Here is a 22,894-nt window from a genome sequence, read left to right as displayed (position 1 = left end):
ATCATGCGCGACACAGGCTCCTCCTCTCCGCTGCCCTTCATGAAAATGCACGGGCTAGGCAACGACTTCGTGGTCATCGACCGGCGGGGCGGCGGCGCCGTGCTCTCGGAAGATTCGGTCCGCCGCATCGGCGACCGCCATCGGGGCGTGGGATTCGACCAGCTCGCGGTGATCGAGACCGACCCGGACGCCGACGCGCGCCTTGTCTTCTACAACGCCGACGGATCGCTCTCCGGTGCCTGCGGCAACGCCACCCGCTGCGTCGCGCGGCACCTGATGAACGAGACCGGCCGCTCCAGCCTTACGCTGCGCACCGATCGCGGGCTGCTCGCCTGCGCCGACGCGGGCAACGGGCTGACCCGTGTCAACATGGGCCAACCCCTGCTCGACTGGGCCGACGTGCCGCTGGCCGATGCGATGGAGACGCTGGAGCTTCCGATTCCCGGCGCGCCGACGGCGACCGGCATGGGCAACCCGCACTGCACCTTCTTCGTCGAGGATGCCGAGGCCGTGGACCTCGCCAGCTTCGGCCCCGCATATGAGCACCACCCGCTCTTCCCCGAGCGCACCAACGTGCAGGTCGCGCATCTGATCGGCAAGGACCACCTGCGGATGCGGGTCTGGGAGCGCGGCACGGGAATCACCCTGGCCTCCGGTTCGTCTTCCTGCGCCACGGCCGTCGCCGCCGCCCGTCGCGGGCTGACCGGGCGCAGCGTGCGCATCGACCTCGACGGCGGCACGATCCACATCGACTGGCGCGAGGACGGCGTGCACATGACCGGCCCCACCGCGCATGTCTTCGACGGCGTCTTCACCCCCGCCTTCCTCGGCGAGACCGCCTGATGAGCACCGCAAAGCCCCCCGTCTTCGCCACGCTCGGCTGTCGGCTCAACGCCTACGAAACCGAGGCGATGAAAGAGCTGGCCGCGCAGGCCGGCTTGGGCGAGACCGTCGTCGTCAACACCTGCGCCGTCACCGCCGAAGCCGTCCGCAAGGCCCGGCAGGAAATCCGCCGCCTGCGCCGCGACCACCCCGACGCCACGCTCGTCGTCACCGGCTGCGCCGCGCAGACCGAGCCCGAGACCTTCGCCGCCATGTCCGAGGTCGACCGCGTCATCGGCAACACCGAGAAAATGCAGCCCGCCACCTGGGCTCGCATGGCCGGACCGGATTTCGTTGGCGACACCGAGAAGGTGCAGGTCGACGACATCATGTCGGTGACCGAGACCGCAGGCCACCTGATCGACGGGTTCGGCACCCGCTCGCGCGCCTATGTCCAGGTGCAGAACGGCTGCGATCACCGCTGCACCTTCTGCATCATCCCCTTCGGCCGGGGCAATTCCCGCTCAGTGCCCGCCGGCGTCGTCGTGGACCAGATCAAGCGGCTGGTCGACCGCGGCTACAACGAGGTCGTGCTCACCGGCGTCGACCTCACCTCCTGGGGTGCCGACCTGCCGGCCGCGCCCCGCCTCGGCGATCTGGTGATGCGCATCCTCAAGCTGGTGCCCGACTTGCCCCGCCTGCGGATCTCGTCGATCGATTCGATCGAGGCCGACGACGCGCTGATGCAGGCTATCGCCACCGAGCCGCGTCTGATGCCGCATCTGCACCTGTCGCTTCAGGCCGGCGACAACTTGATCCTCAAGCGCATGAAGCGCCGCCACGCCCGCGAAGACGCGATCGCCTTCTGCGAGGAGGCACGCCGCCTGCGCCCGGACATGACCTTCGGCGCCGACATCATTGCCGGCTTCCCGACCGAGACCGAGGCGATGTTCGAAAACTCGCTGCGGCTGGTCGAGGAATGCGACCTCACCTGGCTGCACGTTTTCCCGTACAGCCCGCGCAAGGGAACGCCCGCCGCGCGCATGCCGCAGGTCCATGGCACCGCCATTCGCGACCGCGCCGCCCGCCTGCGCGCCGCCGGCGACGCCCAGGTCGCCCGTCACCTCGGCCTGCAGGTCGGGCGCAGCCACCGCGTCCTGATGGAGAATCCGCGCATGGGCCGCACGGAGCAGTTCACCGAAGTGACCTTTTCTGCCGACCAGCCGGAAAGCCAGATCGTCGAGGCCCGGATCTCCGGCCACACCGCGACCCAGCTCGTCGCCTGACGGCCCTTCCCCTGCGCGCCCCGCCCCGCCTATGATCGGCGGCGCAGCCAGCCGAGGGAGACCCGCCTTGCAACTCTACCACAGCCCTACATCGCCGTTCGTCCGCAAGGTCATGGTCACCCTGCACGAGACCGGCCAGCTCGACGACGTGGAGATCGTCCCCGCCGCCGGCACGCCGATCGACAAGGGCTCGATGCCGGTCTCCTGGAACCCGCTGGGCAAGATCCCGACCCTGGTGCGCGACGAGGGGCCCGCGCTCTTCGACAGCCGGGTGATCTGCCGCTTCCTCGACACCCGCGGAGGCGCCAGGCTCTATCCCGAACAACGGATCTGGGAAGTGCTGACGCTGGAAGCGCTCGCCGACGGAATCACCGAAGCCGCGGTTCTGATGGTCTACGAATCACGCTGCCGGCCGGAGGAGAAGATCCACGACTTCTGGGTCGAGGGCCAATGGGCCAAGATCGCCCGTGCGCTGGACGTGCTGGAAACCCGGTGGACCAGCCACCTCGCCGGGCCGCTCGACATGGGCCAGATCGCCACGGCCTGCGCCCTCGGCTACCTCGACTTCCGGCACGGCGGGCGCGACTGGCGCGCGGGCCGCGACGGGCTCGCGAAATGGGAAGCCGCCTTCGCCGCCCGGCCCGCGATGCAGGCCACCCGGCCCCCGCTCTAGGCGCGAGCTCTCATCTTCTTGGCGGAAAATACCCCCGCCGGAGGCAGCGGGGCCGCCGGCCCCGCTTCACTGCGCAAGGCTCAGAAGCTGTAGCTCACGCCGATGTTGAAGGCGTTGGTGATGATGTCCGTCTCGAGCTGGCCGCCATTGTCCAGCTCGATGTCGTGCGAGGACCAGGAGCCCTTGTACTCGCCGAAGACCGCCCAGGTCTCGTTGAACGCCCAGCTTGCCCCCGCCACGACGATCGCCGCCGGCCCGGTCACCTGGTATTCGAACGTGTCGCTCTGCCCGCGTTCCACGTCCACATGCGGCATGGCAAAGCCGACACCGCCGCCGACATAGGGCGTCAGCCGGCCCGAGGCCCACTGGCCCGGCCAGCGATAGAAGACGTTGGCGGTGAACAGGTTCAGGCCGTCGGTCAGCTCGAGGTCGGAGAAGCCATGCTCCTCGCGGTCGTCGTCGGAGGCATAGACCTTGGCGTGGTTGAACTCGAGGCCGTAGCCGAGGTTGGCGCTCTGCCACCAGGTGGCGCGGAACCCGTAATAGGGCGGCATCGCGCCGGACTTGCCTTCCCAGTCGACCAGGAAGTTGAAATCCTCGTCGCCGTCATCCCCCTTCACCCGCGAGTGCGGGGCATCCTGGATGCCGGTGTAGAAGCTCAGCTCGATCTCTGCGGCGGCGGGAACGGCAAGGGCGATCGCCGCGGTGGTCGAGAGCGCGACAACGGAGAAACGGAACATCTCAATGTCTCCTTTGAACGGGTTGCCCCCGCAATAACACAGCGACACCGCCGTGCCAGCACATTCCGAATCCTTTGGCTCGCCGGCGGTGCATCGCTGCACGGCAGCGTCCGATCCATGCCGCGACGCAGCGACACATGGTTTCTGTGCAATATTTCAATCCATTTGCGACACCGCGCCGCACCTGCGCCCGTTTGGTGGCTGGACGGGGCAGAGCCATCCCTCTAGTTAGCAGTGCAGACCGGTTGCGCCACGGCGTGACCAGGTATCCGTTTGACGCATGCCATGCCAGGAAAGGGAGATCCCTCGTGTCCCAAGCTGAAGACCACGACGGCACCCGTCGCGACTTCCTCTACTATGCCACCGCCGGCGCCGGCGTCGTGGCCACCGGCGCTGCCGTCTGGCCTCTGATCAATCAGATGAATCCTTCGGCCGACGTGCAGGCGCTCAGCTCCATCCTCGTCGACACAAGTTCCATCGAGGTCGGCACCCAGATCACCGTCAAGTGGCGCGGCAAGCCGGTCTTCCTGCGCCGTCGCTCGGCGGAAGAGATCGAAGACGCCCGCTCCGTCGATCCCGCCTCGCTGCCGGACAACGACGCCCGCAACGCGAACATCACCGCCGGCGCCGACGGCGCCGACGAAAACCGGACCCTCGACGAGGCCGGCGAATGGCTGGTGATGATGGGCGTGTGCACCCACCTCGGCTGCGTGCCGCTCAACGACGCGGGCGATTATGTCGGGCCCGGCGGCATCGGCGGTTGGTTCTGCCCCTGCCACGGCTCGCACTACGACACCGCCGGACGCATCCGGAAGGGCCCCGCGCCCGAGAACCTGCCGGTCCCGACCGCGGCGTTCTTCGACGACACAACCATTCAGCTCGGTTAAGGAGAGGAAGGACACATGGCTGGAATTCCCCACGACCACTACGAGCCGAAGACCGGTGCCGAGAAATGGGTCAACAACCGTCTCGGCATCATCGGCCTCGTCTATGACACCCTGATGATCCCCACGCCCAAGAACCTGAACTGGATGTGGATCTGGGGCATCGTGCTCGCCTTCTGCCTCGGTCTTCAGATCGTGACCGGCATTATCCTGGTGATGCATTACACCCCGCATGTCGACCTGGCCTTCGCCTCGATCGAGCACATCATGCGCAACGTGAACGGCGGCCACTTCCTGCGCTACCTGCACATGAACGGCGCCTCGCTGTTCTTCCTCGCCGTCTACCTGCACATCTTCCGCGGCCTCTACTACGGCTCGTACAAGACCCCGCGCGAGATCACCTGGATCATCGGTATCCTGATCTACGTGCTGATGATGGGCACCGCCTTCATGGGCTACGTGCTGCCCTGGGGCCAGATGTCCTTCTGGGGTGCGACCGTGATCACCGGCCTGTTCGGCGCGATCCCGTTCATCGGCGAGCCGATCCAGACCTGGCTGCTGGGCGGACCGGCGGTGGACAACGCGACGCTGAACCGCTTCTTCTCGCTGCACTACCTGCTGCCGTTCATCATTGCCGGCCTGACGATCGTCCACATCTGGGCCTTCCACACCACCGGCAACAACAACCCGACCGGCGTCGACGTCCGCCGCGAGAGCAAGGAAATCGCCAAGAAGGACACCCTGCCCTTCTGGCCCTACTTCGTGATCAAGGATTTCTTCGCCCTGGCGCTGATCCTCGTGGTGTTCTTCGCGGTCGTCGGCTTCATGCCGAACTACCTCGGCCACCCGGACAACTACATCGAGGCCAACCCGCTGGCGACGCCGGCGCACATCGTGCCCGAATGGTACTTCCTGCCGTTCTACGCGATCCTGCGCGCCTTCACCGCCGACGTCTGGATCGTGATGTTCACCAACTGGATCACGTTTGGCATCGTCGACGCGAAGTTCTTCGGCGTCATCGCGATGTTCGGCGCGATCATCGTCTGGGCGCTGGTGCCCTGGCTCGACACCTCGTCGGTCCGTTCCGGCCGCTACCGCCCGACCTTCAAGTGGTGGTTCGCGATCTACTGCGTCGATTTCGTGGTGCTCACCTGGGTTGGCGCCATGCCGGCCGAGGGGATCTACCCCTACATCGCGCTGGCCGGGGCGACCTACTGGTTCGCGTTCTTCCTGGTGATCCTGCCGCTGCTGGGCGTGCTCGAGAAGCCCGCGCCGCAGCCCGAGACCATCGAGGCCGACTTCAATGCCCACTATGGCAAGCCCTCGGGCGACGCCGCGGCCACCCCGGCCGAGTGACAGAAAGGATCTTTCCGACATGATCAGGAAAATCGCACTCACCGCGGCCGCAACCCTGGCCCTCACCGGCGCCGCCATGGCGGCCGGTGAAGGCGGCCACGTGCACGATGTGGACTTCTCCTTCGAGGGTCCCTTCGGGCGCTATGACCAGATGCAGCTCCAGCGCGGCCTGCAGGTCTACACCGAGATCTGCGCCGCCTGCCACGGCCTGCAGTACGTGCCGCTGCGCACCCTGTCCGACGAGGGCGGCCCAGCCATGCCCGAGGATCAGATCCGCGCCTATTCCAGCCAGTTCGAGATCTTCGATGCCGAGCTGGACGACTTCCGCCCGCGGGTTCCGACCGACCACTTCCCGGCCAACGACGCCGTCGGCGCACCGGACCTCAGCCTGATGGCAAAGGCCCGCGCCGGCTTCCACGGCCCGTACGGCACCGGCCTGAGCCAGCTCTTCAACGGCATGGGCGGCGCGGAATACATCGCCTCCCTCCTGACCGGCTACACCGGCAAGGAGAAAGAGGAAGCAGGCAGCATCTTCTACGAGAACACCGCCTTCCCCGGCGGCTGGATCTCGATGGCCCCGCCGCTCTACGGCGAGGACGTGGAATATGCCGACGGCCATTCCAACAGCCTGCACCACGAGGCCGAGGACGTCGCCGCCTTCCTGATGTGGACCGCCGAGCCCAAGATGATGGCGCGCAAGCAGGCCGGCTTCGTCGGCGTGGTGTTCCTCACCATCCTGACGGTGCTGCTCTACGCCACCAACAAGCGGCTCTGGAAACCGGTCAAGAAGGCCGCCAAGGAAAGCTGACGGAGAGCGCCGCCCACCAGGGCCCGCCTCACCGCCAGGTCGACACGAAAAGCGCCCCGCCATCCCCGGCGGGGCGTTTGCTTTTGGGCTGTCAGCGGCGACGCAGACCGCGCGACAATGGCGGGCGACGCACAGCCAACCCTGCCGCTACGCCGAGCAACGGGCGAAGAACCGGCGAGGTTTGCCGAAAGCGTCGCAATCTTTTGATGCGGCACCCCGGCTCATACGTTAACAACCGATCAGCTTGGCGTTAACCTTGCGAAACTTCCGACGAGAAGACTGGCGCGGTCAGGAGACAGAATGAACAGTCACCGAGCAGAAACGGTGGGGCCGCAAGCTTCTCGCGCCGAAATCAGGGATTTCCTGGTCGCACATCCCGACTTCGAACCGATCTACCGGCAGAACCGCCGCAAGGCGCTGGTTCTTGCACGCGCCGCCTATGTCGAGATGACCACCCGCTGCAATCTCCGCTGCGAGGGCTGCTATTACTTCGACGGCGGCTACGACAAGACCCCGGACGTTCGCAGCCCGGCCGAGTGGGACGCGTTCTTCGCCGATCTCGCGGCCAGGGGCACGCGGTTCCTGTACCTTGTCGGAGCCGAGCCCTCGATGGTGCCGGAACGTCTCGAGATCGCCGCGCGCCACGTCCGGCGCGGCCTGATCGGCACCAACGGCATCCGCAAGATCGACCGCGCAATTCCCTTCAAGCTGCATATCTCGGTCTGGGGCGCGCCGGAGCTGGACACCGCCTACCGGGGCGCGGACGCCTTCAGCAAGGCGCTGGCGAACTATGCCGGCGAGGCCGACCGCGTCCTGTTCGTCTACACGCTGAGCCCGCGCAACATCGACGACGCCGAGCGGGCGCTCGAACGTGTCCGGGACGCGGGGCTGAAGATGACCTTCAACATGTACAGCCCCACAAACACCTATCGCAATCGCCTGGCCGGGCTCGACACCAGCACCTCCGAGTTCTTCCGCAGGAGCAGCCAGAGCGACAACCTGAACTGGGACGCGGCCTCGCTCGGCAGGGCACGTCGGCGCGCCGCGGAGCTGATCGATGCCTTCCCCGACACCCTCGTCTATTCGCGGGCCTACAACGACTGGATCACCGATCCGGCCCCGCGTTACGAGCTGGACGAGAACGGGGACGCGCCGCATTGCCTGTCCCGCATCGGCGGCTCGCTCTCCCTGACCGGGCCCGACCTCAATCCGTTGGAAAACGCCAAGTGCTGCACCAGCGATGTCGATTGCAGCACCTGCCGGCTCTATTCCGGTGGGTTGGCCAGCCGGCTGAGCCTCCGCACGCCCGACCTCGCCTCCCGAGACGCCTTCGCGAACTGGCTCGACATCTGCCAGCAATTGTTCGGGATCTACATCTACACCCCTGACTGGTGCGCGGAGCTGGTCGATGCCTGACGAACACACTGCTGAAAGGCCGGCGTCGCAGACCGCTGAGGCGCAAGGCCCGCTCATGAAGCTGATCGCCCGGACCAAGCGGACCGAGGACCCCGCCAAGCTGCTCGACCTCTGCCTCGAAGGCGGCAAGCCGCTGCTCGAGGAACGGCCCAACCTCCCGCGCCATGTGCTCTCCTTCGCGCGCAAGGCGGAAGACCAGGACAAGGCCGACGCGACGCGCATCCGCGTTGCAAGGCACTTCCCGGAGATCCTCGGGCTCGCGGATCTGCAGTGGCTCCAGCGACTTGGACTTCAGGAAGAGGAAGCGCAAGCGATCCGCAGGATCCTTGCCGGTGATCAGGTCACCGGCCAGCGGCGGGTCAACCTGATCACGCGCCTCCTTGACCTCAAGCAGTTCGACACGCTCTCCGAGGCCCTCGACGCCTTTGCATCGCAAGCGACGGACGATCCGACGTTCTACGCCGCGCATTGCAAGAGCCTTGCCCACGACCGACGCCGTGAAGAGGCAAAAGAGGTTCTGAAGCGGTTTCGGGAACGGTATGCCGGAACGGACCACGACCATGTCATTCGTGAGATCACCTTTGCGCTTGAAGGAGCCGACGCCGATCCCGACTGGTTGCCGGAAAACGCATCGGAGATGTTTCAGACGGCGGTGCGGCTTGGCCAGATCGGGAAGGAACTGCTCAACGGCGAAAGCGATCAGATCGACGGCTGGCGTCTGCTCGAGGGCGACATCATCTATCGCCCCGGCACGTCGGACACCGCGCTGGTCCTGTTTGTCGGCCCGCAGTCCGTCAAGAATGCCAAGGCGTGGGCCCGCGTCATCGCAGAATGCGACCGGCTCGGCATCGGGCAGGTCCTTCTGAGCCGCCGGCTGGACCGCAACCTCACCGGTCTGGGTCCCTGGAAGGGCCGGCCGGAAGAGACGACGAAGGCCCTCGCCAGGGCGCTCGAGGCCGTCGGCATCCGCCGCATCGCCACCGCGGGCAGTTCCGGCAGCACGCTGGCCGCCACCATCGGCGCCGCCGCGATCGATGCCGATGGTGCCTTCCTGATGCCGGCCGTCACGCATTTTCCGGATCCGGACGAGGAGCCCAACCCGCGCGCCGCCCGCGCCGCGGCGCGGGAATACCGCCACCTTCCCCCCGGCATCTACGATGCAAAGCCCTTCCTGCAGGGCAAATCGGTGCTGCTCTGGGCCCATCTCCCGGAACAGAGCGAGTTCGACCGCCGACAGATCGAACATCTCGCCGACTATCCGCATCTTCACGTGGTGCGCCACGACCATGGCGCACATGGAATCCTGCCCTGGCTGGCTGAAAAGAACATCCTTGAAGCGGCGGTCTCGGATTTCTTCAAAGCGCTCGGTTGGATCGACGGCTAGCCAGAAGCGCCGGTGCCCATGCAGGGCGTTTTTGCCCCCCGGATTGTCGGACCGTAAGATGCGCTCGCCGGCCCCCGCGCGGCCTGCTGCCCGGCCACCAGTGACGACATGTTCCCCGACAGCTTCGCCCCGCGGGCGCCGCTCTCCGACCTGTCGCGGGATGGCTGGAGCGGCATTTTCCATCTCCAGACAGGGGCACCGCATCCTCACCGAAACCGCCCAGGGGCGCGCCACCGAACGCTTCGGCGGCGAATTCGTCGGCTCCCACGCCTCGATCAACAGAGACGCACGCCGCCTCAGCCGAGGTAGAGCGGGTCCTCCGGCACCGGGGCGACGGTCATGTCGCGAAAACAGACCTCGAGCCCCACGCCGAGCGGCGAGCACGCCATCGGCCCAAGCCGCACCGCGCCCCGCGGCGTGAACCCCGAGACCCGCAGGATCTGCCAGCCCTCCGCCCCGCGTGCATGCACGATCACCGCCGCACCTGTCACCGTCATCCGCAGGCGCCACTCCGTCACCCCCGGATCGGCCGGCGCCATCGACCAGTCCGAGCGCCCGTCGGTGACCACAACGGCAAGGTTCGGCCGCCCGTCGGCATACTCGACCCCGGCCTTGATCCAGCGTGTCTCACTTTCCCACAGCAGCAGACCGGCCTGCTCGTATTTCGCCGCAAACCGGCCCTCGAACCGTAGCTCCGCCGCAAACCGCTCCGGCATGTCATGAAGCAGCGCATGGCCATTGTGATGGACGAAGCCGTAATGCGTCTCCCGCCAGAAATCGCCGCCCTCGCCCGTTCGCAGCCGCAGCTCGCGCGCCTTCTGCGCCAGCACGTCGGGCCTGTTCAGCCAATGCCCCTCGCGGAAATCCACCAATCGATCCGTCATCCCGGCCTCCTCTGTGCGATGCCTCCTCAGGGCAGGAGGGAGGATACGTCCAGCACCAGCCGCCGCACCAGCCCGCCATAGTTCAGGCCCACCATCGTCAGTGGCGAAAAGCACAGCGCGGTCACCGCAAAGATGACGAGCGGCAAAAGGCCGAGGTCCTTTTGCAGGGAGACGAGCTTCAGCCGGAAGGCGAGGCTGCCGAGGACGACAACCGTGAACACGTGAAACGACACCCACCGCCCCCAGTCGATCGCGACGAGAAAGAGGGGCAGAAATGGCAGGGCCAGCAGGACGATCGCGATCGCCGCTGCCCCGGGGCGATCGGTCCGTGACGCCAGGTAGAACAACGGGCAAAGCGCGAGGAACAGGCCCATGGAGAACCCGGTCGCGGCCCTGTCGAAGCTCAGCACCGTCTGCACGGCATTCAGCGCGACCGCAGAATCCACCCCGAGCCACTTGATCGCCCCGGCGCAGACCTGGTCGGACATCCCCCGGTCGATCAGGGCCTGGCACACGAGCTCCGGTTCCGGGACCTGCCCGTGCTTCAAGGCGATGAGGAAGATCGCGGCGGCGGCGCCAAACGTCCCGACGGCCAGCAGCGCGTCGGCAGGCCGCCCCGGGCTGCGCTTCCAGCCGAGGTAGTAGATCGCGGCCAATGCCGGCGCGAACAGGATCATCGCCTCATGCGCAAGCACGCCGGCAACGAAGACCAGACTGCCCGCCAAAAGCCGCGCCCGGCTGTCGCGGATGACCCCCAGCGCGCAGAGGCACAGCGCCAGGAAGACGAGCATCTCCTTGCGGACCGTCCCCATCGGATCGGCGGCCCAGAACACCAGCACGAAGCCCGGGCAGAAGGCAAAGAGGAACGCAACCCGCGCCGGGATCTCGCTCAGGAGCCGGGCGATCTGTGAATAGAGCACCACCAGAAGCGCCGCCTGAAAGGCAGTCAGGAGGGTCAGCGGCGACCATCCAGTCCGGTCGGAGAGCGCAAGCACAAGGTCCCCCGGCAGGCTCCGCCGGACGAAGCCCGCGGCGCTGTTGATCAGCCAGTCGCCCTGCCGGAACGGATCGCCGCCCGCACGGTAGTCGATCCACAGGTTCCGGAGCGAGAGGATCAGGCTGATCGCCAGAAGCCCGACAACGGCGCCGCGCAGCCAACGATCCGATGTCTGCCCGTTGGCGGCAGAAATGATGGTCACACTGGTTCCCTCTGCGCTGTCTGACGGCTCTTTCGGCCCGGTTCCGCGGCTCGCGGGGGCGCCGCGAGAACTTGGTATAGAGCACCAGCCGGCAAGTCGACCTCCGGACGTCCGGACTCGCCCTTTGATGGACGAACTGGCCGGCCACCCCGTGAAGCACTCAGGACCGGAAGACCTCCTCGACGATGTCATGGGCGAAGGCCGCATCCACGACCTGCCCGTTCAGCATCCGATACCACATTGCGCCATGGATCAGCGTCGAAAGGAACTCGGGGTCACGGTTCCGCCCGATCTCGCCGCGCTCCTGCGCCCGGCGCAGAAGGCCGGTCACCATCTCCTCCCGCGGCAGGATGAACCGCGTCCGGAACTCCTCCTGAAAGGACTCGTCCTCCTGCGCCGCCGCGATCAGAGATCGCATGGCGTCCCCGTCGCGGTCCAGATGGCGGAACACGTTCGACAGGAACGTCTCCAGCTGCACGCGGCAACTCTCCTCGCCCGCCGCATCCGGCTCGGCGGCAACCAGCGCCGTCTCCTCGAACACCGCCTCGAGCACAAGGTCGGCCTTGGTCTTCCAGCGGTTGTACAGCGTCTGCCGCGCCACGCCGGCCGCGCTTGCAATGTCCGCGATCGAGACCTTCCGGTAGCCGTACTCCCGCATCAGCCTCAGCGCCGCCTCCTTCAACGCCGCGCTGGTGGCCGCGTTCGGCGGCCGACCGACCGGCTTCGTCCTCTCATCCATGCACATCTCCTCTCACTCCCTGCACACAGGCCGCAGCTTGTTTTGTGGACTGGCGTCCACTAAGTCATCCTGGACTCGAGTCTAACAATTCTTTCGCCCGTGTGAAACCGGGCTCCTCCCCCTCCGCAGGATACGTCATGCACCCTAGCTCCATCGGCCCGAAGCACGCCGCCGCGATCACCGCCGTGCTCGGCATACTCTCGATCTTCCCGCCCCTTGCAACCGACATGTACCTCGCCGCCATGGGCGATCTGGCCAGGGCGATGAACGCCTCCCACTCGGCCGCCGAACTGTCGCTCTCGCTGTTCTTCCTCGGCCTCTGCGTCGGCCAGCTCGTGCTCGGCCCGCTGATCGACAGCCTCGGCCGCAAGCTGCCGCTGCTGGTGGGAACCGCAGTCTTCACCGCGACCTCGATCGCCCTCCCGCTGGTGGACGACATCACGTTCTTCAACACCCTGCGCCTGATCCAGGCGATGGGCGCCAGCGCCGGGATGGTCGTCGGCCGCGCGATGGTGACGGACCTCTACCAGGGACAGCGCGCCGCAAAGGTGATGACCGTGCTGGTCATGCTGCTGACCATCGGCCCGATCGTCTCGCCGACCCTGGGAAGCCTGCTGCTCGAGGCCTTCGGGTGGCGCTCGATCTTCGTCACCATGGCGCTGGTGGGCGCCATTGCCCTGCCGCTGTCGCTTCTGGTCCTGCCGGAAACCCTACCGGCCGCCAATCGCGCCAGCCGCCCGTTCCAAAGCGGTATCGGGACGGCCAGGACCCTGTTGTCGCGCCGTGCCTTCCTCGTCCCGGCACTGATCGCGGGCCTCGTGCAGGGTGGCATGTTCGCCTTCATCACCGGGTCCTCGGGCGTGTTCCAGGGCGTCTTCGGCCTGAGCCCACTCCATTACGGGCTGGTTTTCGCATGCGTCGCCGCCGCTCTTGTCCTCTTCGGGCGTATCAACAGCTGGCTGCTCAACCGCTTCACTCCGGCCGAGATCCTGAGCCGCGGCCTGCCGGTGCAGGTCCTCGTAACGCTCGCCCTGGCGCTGATCTCCGGCACCCAGACGCTCTGGCTCTTCGTCATCCCCCTGTGGCTGGCCATCGGCATGGTGGGTCTGCTCTCCGCCAACGCGATGGCGATCACCATGGCCTCGGCGAAGGGCGGCGCGGGCATGGGCTCTGCCCTTCTGGGCGCGATCCAGTTCGGCATCGCCTTCACCGTCTCGTCCTGCGTGGCGCTCGGCGGCTCTGCGACGCCGCTGCCGATGACCCTCGGCCTGCTGCTTCCCGCGCTTCTGGCGGCCCTGCTGTCCCTTGCCGGCACGCAACGGCTCCCGCTGGGCCAGGCTCGACCTGAAGGCGCCTGACCCCAGATATCCCGGAGACCCGGGGGCAACGCCCCCGGGCCTTCGCGCAGCGCCCCAGCCTGCGCTTGGCTTTCCGCGCCCCAACGGCTAATCGCTACCCACGTCGGAAAGGGAATGCGCATGAGCCTCAACACCTTCGGTCACCTGTTTCGCGTCACCACCTGGGGCGAAAGCCACGGCCCCGCGCTCGGCGCCACTGTCGACGGCTGCCCGCCGGGCGTGCCGGTCTCGGCCGAGGCGCTGCAGGTCTGGCTCGACCAGCGCAAGCCCGGCACCTCCCGCTTCACCACCCAGCGACGCGAGGCCGACGAGGTCGAGATCCTCTCCGGCACCTTCGAGGGCGTGACCACCGGCACCCCGATCCAGCTGATGATCCGCAACACCGACCAGCGGTCGAAGGATTACGGCGACATCGCCGAGAAGTTCCGCCCCGGCCACGCCGACATCACCTATTGGCAGAAATACGGCGTCCGCGACTACCGCGGCGGCGGGCGCTCCTCGGCCCGCGAGACGGCCGCCCGCGTCGCCGCCGGCGGCATCGCCCGCGCCGCGCTCGCCACGCTGGCCCCCGACCTCAGGATCGCGGGCTACATGGTCCAGATGGGAACGCAGACCATCGACCGCAGCCGCTTCGACCTCGAAGAGATCGCCAACAACCCGTTCTTCCTGCCCGATGCGGGCGCGGTGGAGGACTGGTCGAGCTATCTCGACGGGATCCGCAAGGCCGGCTCCTCCGTCGGCGCCATGATCGAGCTGCGCGCCTCGGGCGTGCCCGTGGGCCTCGGCGCCCCGGTCTACGGCAAGCTCGACACCGACCTCGCCGCCGCATGCATGTCGATCAACGCGGTCAAGGGCGTGGAGATCGGCGAAGGCATGGCCGCCGCCATGCTGACCGGCGAGGCCAATGCCGACGAGATCGCCATGGGGCCGGACGGTCCGGTCTACAGCTCCAACCATGCCGGCGGCATCCTCGGCGGCATCTCCACCGGGCAGGACATCGTCGTCCGCTTCGCCGTCAAGCCGACCTCCTCCATCCTCACCCCGCGCAAGACCATCTCCAGATCGGGCGAGGACACCACCATCGTGACCAAGGGCCGCCACGACCCCTGCGTCGGCATCCGCGCCGTCCCGGTCGGCGAGGCGATGATGGCCTGCGTCCTGCTCGACCACCTGCTTCTGCACCGCGGCCAGGTGGGCGAAACCCTCCCCGGCAGGATCGGCTGAGCTAAAACACCGCGACATCGCACCGACTGCGTCCCAGTCGGGTTTCATGGCACCGTGCAACGGCAGCTCACACAGCCGTGGCCCCTCACATTTCTTCACCTTGCTCTTCGCCGCCTGCCTCGTCGCGGGTGCACTGATGCGGCCCGCGCGCGGCACTATGATCTGGCGCACCGGACGGTGGATCGCGCTGCCCTATCTCGTCCTGACCATCGTTGTGGTACTCTGGAAGGGCAGTCTCGTCGCTGGCCTCGCTGCGCCATTCTTGCTCGCCATCGGTGGCATGTTTTTCGGGGTCTACTCCAACAACAACCCGCTTCTGGCCGTGCTCGGGCTCTCCAGCGTCCTGTTGGTCCCCCTCGCTCTTGTCGGCTTCTGCCAACTGTCGATCCACCTCGGCAACTGGCTCCGCGCCATTCATGACGAACGTTCGCCCACCCTCGGCCTCGCTCTCGCCGTCCTGATACTTGCCGCAGATGGTGCCGTGGCCATTCACCTCCGCCAGCAATATCAGGCGGGGCGAGCAAAGGCCGAGGCACGGGAAGAAAAACGCGAGGCAGATCGCGCCGCCGATCAAGCCGTCAAGGCCGCCTTTCTCGCCGCCATCCCGATGCAGACCTTTCACGGAACCTTCGGCAGCACACCGATCCATGTCCCCGCGTCGCCGCAAGTCTCTTTCCGCTTTGCCTGCGACGACCTCGCGCCGTCCGAAGAGTGCTTTTCAGCCCCATGGAGAAACCCCGGCGACCTCCTCCACAGCGATCCGCATGCGCTGCCGCCCCTGCGATTCACCGAAATCCGGATCGCCGCGACCTTCCCTACTCCGGATGTGTTTCGCCGACCGCCCGGGCGGCGTGGTGCGACAGGCGCCCCGATCAGGCATCCCGAATCTGGTGCACCGAGACACCCACCAGAACCGTGTACGTCTACATCGAACCGAGAAGCTGTTCCGACACGCAACGTGAAGATCTCCGGCCTGCGCCGTGGCCCCCTGTCGGATTTGACGGCGAGGGCAACCCGGTGCGTTACTCCTGCGACCACCGCTTTGGCGGCAGCGACGGCTGGTGCGGCCTCGCCCAGCCTGTGGCCCCCGGTGTCGTGGCCTGGCTCAAGCTGCCCAGATACCGCGATGGCTCAACCTACATGCGCGCCCGCGACTGGTCGGCCCATATCAATCGCCTTTGGGCCGACATGACCGCCCCGCAGCCCTGACCACCCCATCGCCTGTGGCCGGATATCCTCGGGGGAGCGCGACCCCGTCGCGCCGCGGGCAGACAGCCTCCATCCGCCCGAAGCCACACGGCACAGTCTCCTGACACAAGGTTGTCAGGAGCCATCTAGCCGCCCCCTTCGGACGACTCGCGCGATCGGCTAGGCTCTTCGCAACAAGGAGACCATCCCCATGCTGACGCTTTATCATGCCCCCCAATCCCGCGCGACGCGCGCCTACCAGCTCGTCGACGAACTCGGCGCGCTCGACAAGGTCGCAGTCAAGACCGTGCAGATCCCGCGCCGCGACGGCTCCGGCGGGCGCGACCCGAGCAATCCCCACCCCGAGGGCAAGGTTCCGACGCTGGTCCACGATGGCGAGGTGATCCGCGAAAGCCCGGCGATCTTCCTCTACCTGACCGACCTCTTCCCCGAGGCCGGCCTCGGCCCGCTCCCCGGCCAGCCGGGCCGCGGCAGCTACCTCTCCTGGCTTGCCTGGTACGGCGGCGTCATGGAGCCGGTGATGCATTTCCACATGTTCGGGATCGACCACCCCGGCCTCGCCAACACCTTCCGCGGCTACGACGAGATGGCCGAACGGCTCTGCACCGCGCTTGCCGATGCGCCCTGGCTGCTCGGCGAGCGCTACTCCGCAGCCGACCTGCTGGTCGGCTCGACCTTCGCCTGGATGCCAGACGCGATCCCCGATGACCCCAAGGTCCGGGACTGGGTGAATCGTTGCGCGGCGCGGCCGGCAGTGGCGCGCACCGCCGCCTATGAACAGAAGATCATGGAAGCCGCTGCGGGCTAGGCCGTGGCGGCGGCCAGCGCGGTATCCATCAGCCCCTGGATCGCGCCCTTGGAGGTGTCGGCCACGATCCGGCCCAGCTCCTTGTTGCCCTTCAGCACGACCAGCGTCGACCGGCGCGGGATCTTCAGCGATTTCGCGAGGTCCGACTTGCCATAGGCGTCCCAGTCCACGTTGATGAAGGTGATCGCCTGCTCGTAGGCCGGGTTGCCGGCCTTGAGCGCGTCCAGCACCCGCTCCTGCGCGGCGCAGGTCGTGCACCAGCTGGCCTTGAAGTCGAGGAAGACGGTCTCCCCGGCCTTCAGACGTTCCTCGACCAGCCCCGGTTTGTACTCCAGCGGCGCGGCCTGCGCGGCCCGGGCAAGGGGCAGCGCCGCGGCCGTGGCGGCGGAGAGGGCAAGAAAACGACGACGGTCCATGTCAAACTCCTGTTCTCAAAGGGCGACCGAAAGATCCTGCAACCAGATCGGCAGCACCTGGATCAGCCAGGCCTCGATCCGGTAGTGCAGCTTGAAGAGGATCGCGACCCCGACGGCGACGAAGACCACGCCGAGAATCGGACGGGCCCGGCCGGCGATGCTGCGCATCCAGTCCTGACGGCGGCGGATCACCGAGCGCGCGCCGTAACCGAGCGCCAGGATCACGGTGGAGACCCCCGCGGCGAAAGCGATCATGATCGCCCCCGCCCGCCCGAGGCTCTCCCCGGAAAACGCCAGCGAGATCGCGGCGCCGAGCGTCGGCCCAACGCAAGGGCTCCAGACGGCGCCGAGAAGCATCCCGCCCAGGAACTGCCCCTGCAGCCCCGACCGGTCGAGATCTTCCATCCGCGCATCGGCGCTGCCGGCCACGCCCGCGGTGGCCGTCGCGAAGCTCTCCGAAAAGCGCGGCACCAGCAGGACCATCCCGAACAGGATCATCATCACCGCCGCCGCCTGCCCCACGATCTGTTCGTCAAGCCCGAGGCTCTGCCCCACGGTGGCGACGCCGAGGCCCAGCACGACGAAGGACAGGCTCATGCCCGCGGCCAGCACCGCCGGCCCCCAGCGGCTCGCCTGCATCGCCGTGGCAAGCACGATCGGCAGGATCGGCAGCACGCAGGGGTTGATCAGGGTCAGCAGCCCCGCGCCATATCCAAGCAGAATTTCCATGGGTGAAATCTGCCCCGCTCCGCGCGCCCTGTCATGTCACGAAAGCCCGCGCCGGCGTCACGTCCGCGTGGGATTTGTGACAGGCTGGCGCGACAGCTGCACCGCCAGGATCCCCGCCATGATCACCAGCACGCCCACGACGTCCCAGGCGCCGAGCCGCTCGCCCAGCAACACGGCCGCCACCGCGACCCCGAAGAACGGGTTCAGGAAGTGATAGGTAGCGGCCTTCACCGCCCCGATCCGCCGCACCAGCAGGAACCAGACCAGCGTCGCGATCAGCCCCGGCACGATCACGGTATAGGCGAAGGCCAGCACGAAGCTCGTCGACCAGTCGATCCGCCACTCCTCCAGCAGCAGCGAGGCCGGGGCCAGGACCGCCGACCCCACCAGCATCTGCAGCCCCACGATCATCAGCACGTTGCCGCCCGAGGACGCACCCCGTACAGCCAGCGTGGCAAAGGTCAGCGCCAGCACGCCGATAACGCAGAGCCCCAGCCCCAGCATGTCCACGCCGCCGCCCTGCAACCGGCTGCCCATGATGATCGCCACGCCCGCAAAACCCGCCACCAGCCCGGCGACGCCCAGCGGCCGCACCCGCTCGCCGAAAATCGCCCATCCCGCCAGCGCAACCAGCAGGGGCATGGTCGAGGCGATGATCGCCGCGAGCGAGGCCTCGATCGTCTGCATCGCCACGAAGAACAGCCCGAGGTACAGCGCGTTCTGGCAGACCCCGAAAATCACCGTCAGCCGCGCCTGGCTGGTGGTCAGCCGCCAGGACTGCCCCAGGGCCCGCGCGATGGTCACCGCGATCACGCCTGCGATCAGAAATCGCAGCGCAGAGATGCCCAGCGGCGGCGCATGAGCCACGATGATCCGGGCAGAGGTGAAGGCCGACGACCACATGAAGGCAAAGGCCAACCCCATGCCAAGCGCGCGAAAATCCATGGCTGTCTCCCGTGAAACGCACGGCCCACCTGACACACCCCGCAGGTTTTTGCCAGCGGGGGCGGCGCACGAAATGCGGAACGCCGGATTTGGCTCGGGTTCGCCGGAAATCGCAGTTCGCCCGTACGCTGCGCAGATCGCTTCGTCCCTGACGAAGGCTGGTACGGTGCATCATTTGCGGGAAAAGACTTGGTGCCCAGGAGAGGACTCGAACCTCCACGTCCATACGGACACTAGCACCTGAAGCTAGCGCGTCTACCAATTCCGCCACCTGGGCAGGTGTCGTGAGCGCGGTGATTATATCCGGCCCGAGGGGGTGTCAACGGCCATTCTGACGATTTTTTCCCAATCTCGATCAGCACCCTCGGGCGCCCCCTGTGCAATCGCGGCTTGTTCCGCGATACGGCGGGCGCTATCTCCATGCCAAGGCACCGTACGGAGGGTATTTCCATGTCCAGGCTCGTCACGATCTATGGCGGCTCCGGGTTTGTCGGACGCTACATCACGCGTCGCATGGCCAAGCTTGGCTGGCGGGTGCGGGTGGCCACGCGGGAGCCAGACGAGGCGCTCTTCGTTCGGACCTACGGCGAGGTCGGCCAGGTCGAGCCCGTTCCCTGCAACCTGCGCCACGAGGAATCGGTGAAGGCCGCAATGCACGGGGCGGACGCGGTAATCAACTGCGTGGGCGTGCTGGCCGAGCACGGCAAGAACACGTTCGAGGCGCTTCAGGCCGAAGGGCCGGAGCGGATCGCCCGTCTGGCCGCGGCCGAAGGCATCGAGCACATGGTGCATATCTCGGCAATCGGCGCTTCGGCCGAGTCAGACAGCGACTACGCCCGGACCAAGGCCGCAGGCGAGGCCGGGGTGCTGCGGCACATGCCGAATGCGGTGATCCTGCGGCCGTCGGTCATCTTCGGGCCCGAGGACGAGTTCTTCAACCGTTTCGCCACGATGTCGCGGCTCGGCCCGGTGCTGTCGATCGTCGGTGCGGAGACCCGGTTCCAACCGGTCTACGTGGACGACGTGGCGCAGGCGGCGGTGCTTGGCGCGACCGGCCAGGCGGCGCCGGGGATCTACGAGCTCGGCGGCCCGGACGTGGACAGCTTCCGCGAGTTGATGGAAATGATGCTGCGGATCATCCGCCGCCGCCGCCTGATCCACGACATGGGCTTCGGGCCGGCCAGGTTGATGGCGCGGGCCTTTGGCGTCGCCGAGAAGCTCAGCTTCGGCATCATCGGTGCTCCTCTGACGCTGGACCAGGTGAAGAACCTCGCGACCGACAACGTGGTGAGCGACGGGGCCAGGGGGTTCGCGGAACTCGGAATCACGCCGACCTCGATGGAAGCGGTGCTGCCGGAGTACCTGTGGCGCTACCGGCCCAGCGGCCAGTACGAGACGCTCACGGAATCTGCGCGGAACCTCAACGCCTGACCCGCCTCGGGCACCTCAGCTCAACAGGATATCGGCCGCGCGATTGCGCGGCCGCTGGTCTTTCTGGCGACCGGGATTTCAGACGTAGGCAATGCCCAGCAGGATCGTGCCCAGGACCAGGCGATAGATCACGTAGGGCGTGAAGCTGACACTGCGCAGCAGGCGCATCATCAGGGTCAGCGCCAGAAGCGCCGCAGCAAAGGCGAAGACCGCGGCGATGGCGGCATCGCGCATCTGGTTCAGGTCGCCGCTTGCCGCCACTTCCAGGCCGAGCAGGCTGCCGGAAGCGATGATCGTCGGGATCGACATGAGCATCGACAGCCGCGCCGCGTCATGGCGGGCATAGCCGAGCATCCGAGCGCCGGTGATGGTGATGCCCGAACGCGAGGTGCCGGGAATCAGCGCCACCGCCTGCCAGAGCCCCATGATCCAGGCGTGTTTCACGCTCCAGTCCTTGGCGTCGAAGCGCTCGTCGCCGTTCTGGTCGGCCCAGTAGAGCAGGATGCCGAACAGGATCATCGTCCAGCCGATCACCGCGATCCCCCGCATCGCCTGATCCAGCCCGGTCATGTTCAGCACCAAGCCGACGAGAACAACCGGGATCGTCGCGATCAGCAGCTGAAAGGCCAGCCGGGCGCCGGGCGTGTCGACACGTCCCTGCACCAGCCGCCCCAGGCCGATCGCGGCCTCCCGGACGTCCCGCCAGAAGTAGAGGATCACGGCGAACAACGTCCCGACATGCACCGCGACGTCGATCGCCTGGCCCTGGTCATCGAGCCCTGTAAGATTCGGAAGGAGAATCAGGTGCCCCGAGGAGGAGACCGGCAGAAACTCGGTAACTCCTTGGATTATCGCGACAAGAAGTATGTGGAAGAGCGACATTTGCCCGAGGCCTCAGGGGAAGTTTGGGCGCATCCTAACCAGATGATTATTAAAGAAAAGCGACAAAGTTGGTAAGCGATGCTGACTTATACTTCGTTGTTTTGCACCCCGAGAGACCCCCGGGACGAAAAAATACCTCCATTTAGGTCACCGTTTATGACTTTATTTCTCTGCGCAGTGGATGTAATCAGCGCCAACCGATAAACGGAGGCAAGCCAGTGGCAAAACAGCGAATGCTCCAGTTCGTGTCCGTGGAAAAGCAGATGCCCGAAAAGCGGGCCGCGGATGCGCGTGCGCATGATTTCAAGGAGATCTACGGCGAGTTCGCCGATGCCAAGGCAACCGAGCAGGCGAGCCGGTGCAGCCAGTGCGGCGTGCCCTATTGCCAGTCGCATTGCCCGTTGCACAACAACATTCCCGACTGGCTGCGCCTGACCACCGAGGGGCGCCTGCAGGAGGCCTACGAGCTCAGCCAGCTCACCAATACCTTCCCCGAGATCTGCGGGCGGATCTGTCCGCAGGACCGGCTCTGCGAAGGCAATTGCGTGATCGAGCAGTCCGGCCACGGCACCGTCACCATCGGCGCGGTGGAGAAGTACATCACCGACACCGCCTGGGAAGAGGGCTGGGTGCAACCGATCCGTCCCGCCGTCGAGCGCGCCAAGAGCGTCGGCATCATCGGCGCCGGCCCCGGTGGCCTTGCCGCCGCCGACCGTCTGCGCCGTGCCGGGGTCCAGGTCACCGTCTACGACCGCTACGACCGCGCCGGCGGGCTGCTGACCTATGGCATCCCCGGCTTCAAGCTGGAGAAGGAGGTCGTCCTGCGCCGCAACAAGCAGCTCGAGGACGGCGGCGTGAAGTTCGTGCTCAACTGCAACGTGGGCGACGACATCTCCTTTGCCGAGATCCGCGAGAAGCACGACGCGGTGCTGATCGCCACCGGCGTCTACAAGAGCCGCGACCTGCAGGGGCCGGGCTCCGGCGCCAAGGGGATCGTGCGGGCGATCGACTACCTCACCGCTTCCAACCGCCAGAATTTCGGCGATTCCGTTCCGGAATATGACAGCGGCGAGCTGAATGCCGAGGGCCGCAAGGTCGTCGTCATCGGCGGCGGCGACACCGCGATGGACTGCGTGCGCACCGCGATCCGCCAGGGTGCGGCGAGCGTCAAATGTCTCTATCGCCGCGACCGCGCCAACATGCCCGGCTCGCAGCGCGAGGTGCAGAACGCCGAGGAAGAGGGCGTCGTCTTCGAATGGCTGACCGCGCCGCAGGGCTTCGCCGGCGATCCGGTCAACGGCGTGATGGTGCAGCGTATGCGCCTTGGCGCCCCGGACGCCTCCGGCCGCCAGTCGCCCGAGGTGATCGAGGGCGCCGATTATGTCGAAGAGGCGGATCTCGTGATCAAGGCGCTCGGCTTCGAGCCCGAGGACCTGCCCGCGCTCTGGGGCGAGGAGGCGCTGGAGGTGACCCGCTGGGGCACCGTCAAGGCGAACTTCCGCACCCACGAAACGGCGATGCCCGGCGTCTATGCCGTCGGCGACATCGTGCGCGGGGCGAGCCTCGTGGTCTGGGCGATCCGCGACGGGCGCGAGGCGGCCGACGCGATGCTCGATGCCTTCGACGCCACCAGCACCGGGGTCGCCGCCGAGTAACCACGGCGCCGTCCCTGTTGAGTGACGGCCGGATCGTACAACGGTC

23 protein-coding genes and 1 tRNA gene are annotated in these 22,894 nt (G+C 67.0%); 14 read left to right on the top strand and 10 right to left on the bottom strand.

The window, feature by feature from the left end; translation table 11 throughout:
* The first annotated feature begins 3 nt into the window (after positions 1–3).
* The 3 genes from dapF (at position 4) to CHB86_RS14105 (ending at position 2,781) form a co-directional block, all read left to right on the top strand.
* Entirely contained in the window at positions 4–843 is an 840-nt protein-coding gene (gene dapF / locus CHB86_RS14115) for a diaminopimelate epimerase (RefSeq protein ID WP_089233930.1), read from the top strand.
* The gene (gene mtaB / locus CHB86_RS14110; protein WP_089233708.1) at positions 843–2,108 is read left to right on the top strand and encodes a tRNA (N(6)-L-threonylcarbamoyladenosine(37)-C(2))-methylthiotransferase MtaB; all 1,266 of its coding nucleotides are present in this window, start codon (positions 843–845) and stop codon (positions 2,106–2,108) included. The genes dapF and mtaB overlap by 1 nt, the downstream gene beginning before the upstream one ends.
* 67 nt (positions 2,109–2,175) lie before the next feature.
* The gene (locus CHB86_RS14105) at positions 2,176–2,781 is read left to right on the top strand and encodes a glutathione S-transferase (protein ID WP_089233707.1); all 606 of its coding nucleotides are present in this window, start codon (positions 2,176–2,178) and stop codon (positions 2,779–2,781) included.
* 80 nt (positions 2,782–2,861) lie between these two features.
* Here the strand turns inward: CHB86_RS14105 and CHB86_RS14100 are convergent, their stop codons facing one another.
* Entirely contained in the window at positions 2,862–3,521 is a 660-nt protein-coding gene (locus tag CHB86_RS14100; protein ID WP_089233706.1) for an outer membrane protein, read from the bottom strand.
* Positions 3,522–3,829: 308 nt separating this feature from the next.
* Here CHB86_RS14100 and petA point away from each other — a divergent pair, with 308 nt between their 5' ends.
* The 5 genes from petA (at position 3,830) to CHB86_RS14075 (ending at position 9,369) form a co-directional block, all read left to right on the top strand.
* Positions 3,830–4,408: a ubiquinol-cytochrome c reductase iron-sulfur subunit gene (petA, locus tag CHB86_RS14095; RefSeq protein ID WP_089233705.1), complete on the top strand. Its 579-nt coding sequence runs from the start codon at positions 3,830–3,832 to the stop codon at positions 4,406–4,408.
* A gap of 15 nt (positions 4,409–4,423) precedes the next feature.
* Positions 4,424–5,761, top strand: a complete 1,338-nt coding sequence (locus tag CHB86_RS14090) for a cytochrome b (RefSeq protein ID WP_089233704.1) — start codon at positions 4,424–4,426, stop codon at positions 5,759–5,761.
* Positions 5,762–5,780: 19 nt separating this feature from the next.
* Positions 5,781–6,569, top strand: coding sequence for a cytochrome c1 (locus tag CHB86_RS14085; RefSeq protein WP_089233703.1), 789 nt, complete (start codon positions 5,781–5,783; stop codon positions 6,567–6,569).
* Between the two features lie 300 nt (positions 6,570–6,869).
* The gene (locus CHB86_RS14080; RefSeq protein WP_089233702.1) at positions 6,870–7,985 is read left to right on the top strand and encodes a radical SAM protein; all 1,116 of its coding nucleotides are present in this window, start codon (positions 6,870–6,872) and stop codon (positions 7,983–7,985) included.
* Entirely contained in the window at positions 7,978–9,369 is a 1,392-nt protein-coding gene (locus CHB86_RS14075; protein WP_141134900.1) for a hypothetical protein, read from the top strand. The genes CHB86_RS14080 and CHB86_RS14075 overlap by 8 nt, the downstream gene beginning before the upstream one ends.
* A 296-nt stretch (positions 9,370–9,665) precedes the next feature.
* On the opposite strand, the gene CHB86_RS14065 is transcribed toward CHB86_RS14075, so the two are convergent.
* The 3 genes from CHB86_RS14065 to CHB86_RS14055 all read right to left on the bottom strand — a co-directional run bounded on the left by CHB86_RS14065 (position 9,666) and on the right by CHB86_RS14055 (position 12,191).
* Positions 9,666–10,253 carry a DUF1349 domain-containing protein gene (locus CHB86_RS14065; protein ID WP_089233699.1) on the bottom strand — a complete coding sequence of 196 codons (588 nt, stop codon included), beginning with the start codon at positions 10,251–10,253 and terminating at the stop codon, positions 9,666–9,668.
* A gap of 26 nt (positions 10,254–10,279) precedes the next feature.
* Positions 10,280–11,452 carry a hypothetical protein gene (locus tag CHB86_RS14060; protein WP_089233698.1) on the bottom strand — a complete coding sequence of 391 codons (1,173 nt, stop codon included), beginning with the start codon at positions 11,450–11,452 and terminating at the stop codon, positions 10,280–10,282.
* Between the two features lie 160 nt (positions 11,453–11,612).
* A complete protein-coding gene (locus CHB86_RS14055) occupies positions 11,613–12,191 on the bottom strand; it encodes a TetR/AcrR family transcriptional regulator (protein ID WP_089233697.1) in 579 nt (192 codons plus the stop codon).
* A 137-nt stretch (positions 12,192–12,328) separates the two neighbouring features.
* Between CHB86_RS14055 and CHB86_RS14050 the strand changes: the two genes are divergently transcribed.
* Both CHB86_RS14050 and aroC read left to right on the top strand, forming a co-directional pair.
* Positions 12,329–13,549 carry a multidrug effflux MFS transporter gene (locus CHB86_RS14050; RefSeq protein WP_089233696.1) on the top strand — a complete coding sequence of 407 codons (1,221 nt, stop codon included), beginning with the start codon at positions 12,329–12,331 and terminating at the stop codon, positions 13,547–13,549.
* Between the two features lie 120 nt (positions 13,550–13,669).
* Positions 13,670–14,773: a chorismate synthase gene (aroC, locus tag CHB86_RS14045; RefSeq protein ID WP_089233929.1), complete on the top strand. Its 1,104-nt coding sequence runs from the start codon at positions 13,670–13,672 to the stop codon at positions 14,771–14,773.
* Between the two features lie 85 nt (positions 14,774–14,858).
* Here aroC and CHB86_RS14040 read toward each other — a convergent pair whose 3' ends face one another.
* Positions 14,859–15,395 (bottom strand): hypothetical protein, encoded by a 537-nt coding sequence (locus CHB86_RS14040; protein ID WP_176442881.1) that lies wholly within the window; start codon positions 15,393–15,395, stop codon positions 14,859–14,861.
* A 395-nt stretch (positions 15,396–15,790) separates the two neighbouring features.
* Between CHB86_RS14040 and CHB86_RS24220 the strand changes: the two genes are divergently transcribed.
* Positions 15,791–15,982 carry a hypothetical protein gene (locus tag CHB86_RS24220; RefSeq protein ID WP_141134899.1) on the top strand — a complete coding sequence of 64 codons (192 nt, stop codon included), beginning with the start codon at positions 15,791–15,793 and terminating at the stop codon, positions 15,980–15,982.
* 190 nt (positions 15,983–16,172) lie between these two features.
* Positions 16,173–16,790, top strand: a complete 618-nt coding sequence (locus CHB86_RS14035) for a glutathione S-transferase family protein (RefSeq protein WP_089233694.1) — start codon at positions 16,173–16,175, stop codon at positions 16,788–16,790.
* On the opposite strand, the gene CHB86_RS14030 is transcribed toward CHB86_RS14035, so the two are convergent.
* The 4 genes from CHB86_RS14030 to CHB86_RS14015 form a co-directional block, all read right to left on the bottom strand.
* Complete coding sequence (locus CHB86_RS14030) at positions 16,787–17,206, bottom strand: thioredoxin family protein (protein WP_089233693.1); 420 nt, start codon at positions 17,204–17,206, stop codon at positions 16,787–16,789. The two genes, CHB86_RS14035 and CHB86_RS14030, sit on opposite strands and share 4 nt — an antisense overlap.
* Before the next feature lie 15 nt (positions 17,207–17,221).
* On the bottom strand, positions 17,222–17,935 hold the full coding sequence (locus CHB86_RS14025; protein WP_089233692.1) for a cytochrome c biogenesis CcdA family protein: 714 nt from the start codon (positions 17,933–17,935) through the stop codon (positions 17,222–17,224).
* 57 nt (positions 17,936–17,992) lie between these two features.
* Positions 17,993–18,880, bottom strand: a complete 888-nt coding sequence (locus tag CHB86_RS14020; protein ID WP_089233691.1) for a DMT family transporter — start codon at positions 18,878–18,880, stop codon at positions 17,993–17,995.
* Between the two features lie 190 nt (positions 18,881–19,070).
* Positions 19,071–19,157, bottom strand: a tRNA-Leu gene (locus CHB86_RS14015).
* A 173-nt stretch (positions 19,158–19,330) separates the two neighbouring features.
* On the opposite strand from CHB86_RS14015, the gene CHB86_RS14010 reads away from it, so the two are divergent.
* Positions 19,331–20,311 (top strand): complex I NDUFA9 subunit family protein, encoded by a 981-nt coding sequence (locus tag CHB86_RS14010; protein ID WP_089233690.1) that lies wholly within the window; start codon positions 19,331–19,333, stop codon positions 20,309–20,311.
* Positions 20,312–20,389: 78 nt separating this feature from the next.
* Here CHB86_RS14010 and CHB86_RS14005 read toward each other — a convergent pair whose 3' ends face one another.
* Complete coding sequence (locus CHB86_RS14005) at positions 20,390–21,193, bottom strand: undecaprenyl-diphosphate phosphatase (protein ID WP_089233689.1); 804 nt, start codon at positions 21,191–21,193, stop codon at positions 20,390–20,392.
* A 218-nt stretch (positions 21,194–21,411) separates the two neighbouring features.
* Between CHB86_RS14005 and CHB86_RS14000 the strand changes: the two genes are divergently transcribed.
* Positions 21,412–22,848, top strand: a complete 1,437-nt coding sequence (locus CHB86_RS14000) for an NAD(P)-dependent oxidoreductase (protein WP_176442880.1) — start codon at positions 21,412–21,414, stop codon at positions 22,846–22,848.
* Positions 22,849–22,894: the final 46 nt, after the last annotated feature.

Origin of the sequence: Tropicimonas sediminicola (assembly GCF_900188335.1) — a bacterium.
Classification (GTDB): domain Bacteria; phylum Pseudomonadota; class Alphaproteobacteria; order Rhodobacterales; family Rhodobacteraceae; genus Tropicimonas; species Tropicimonas sediminicola.
Note: the sequence above shows the minus strand (reverse complement) of the source record. Positions and strands in the feature narration are given on the sequence as shown.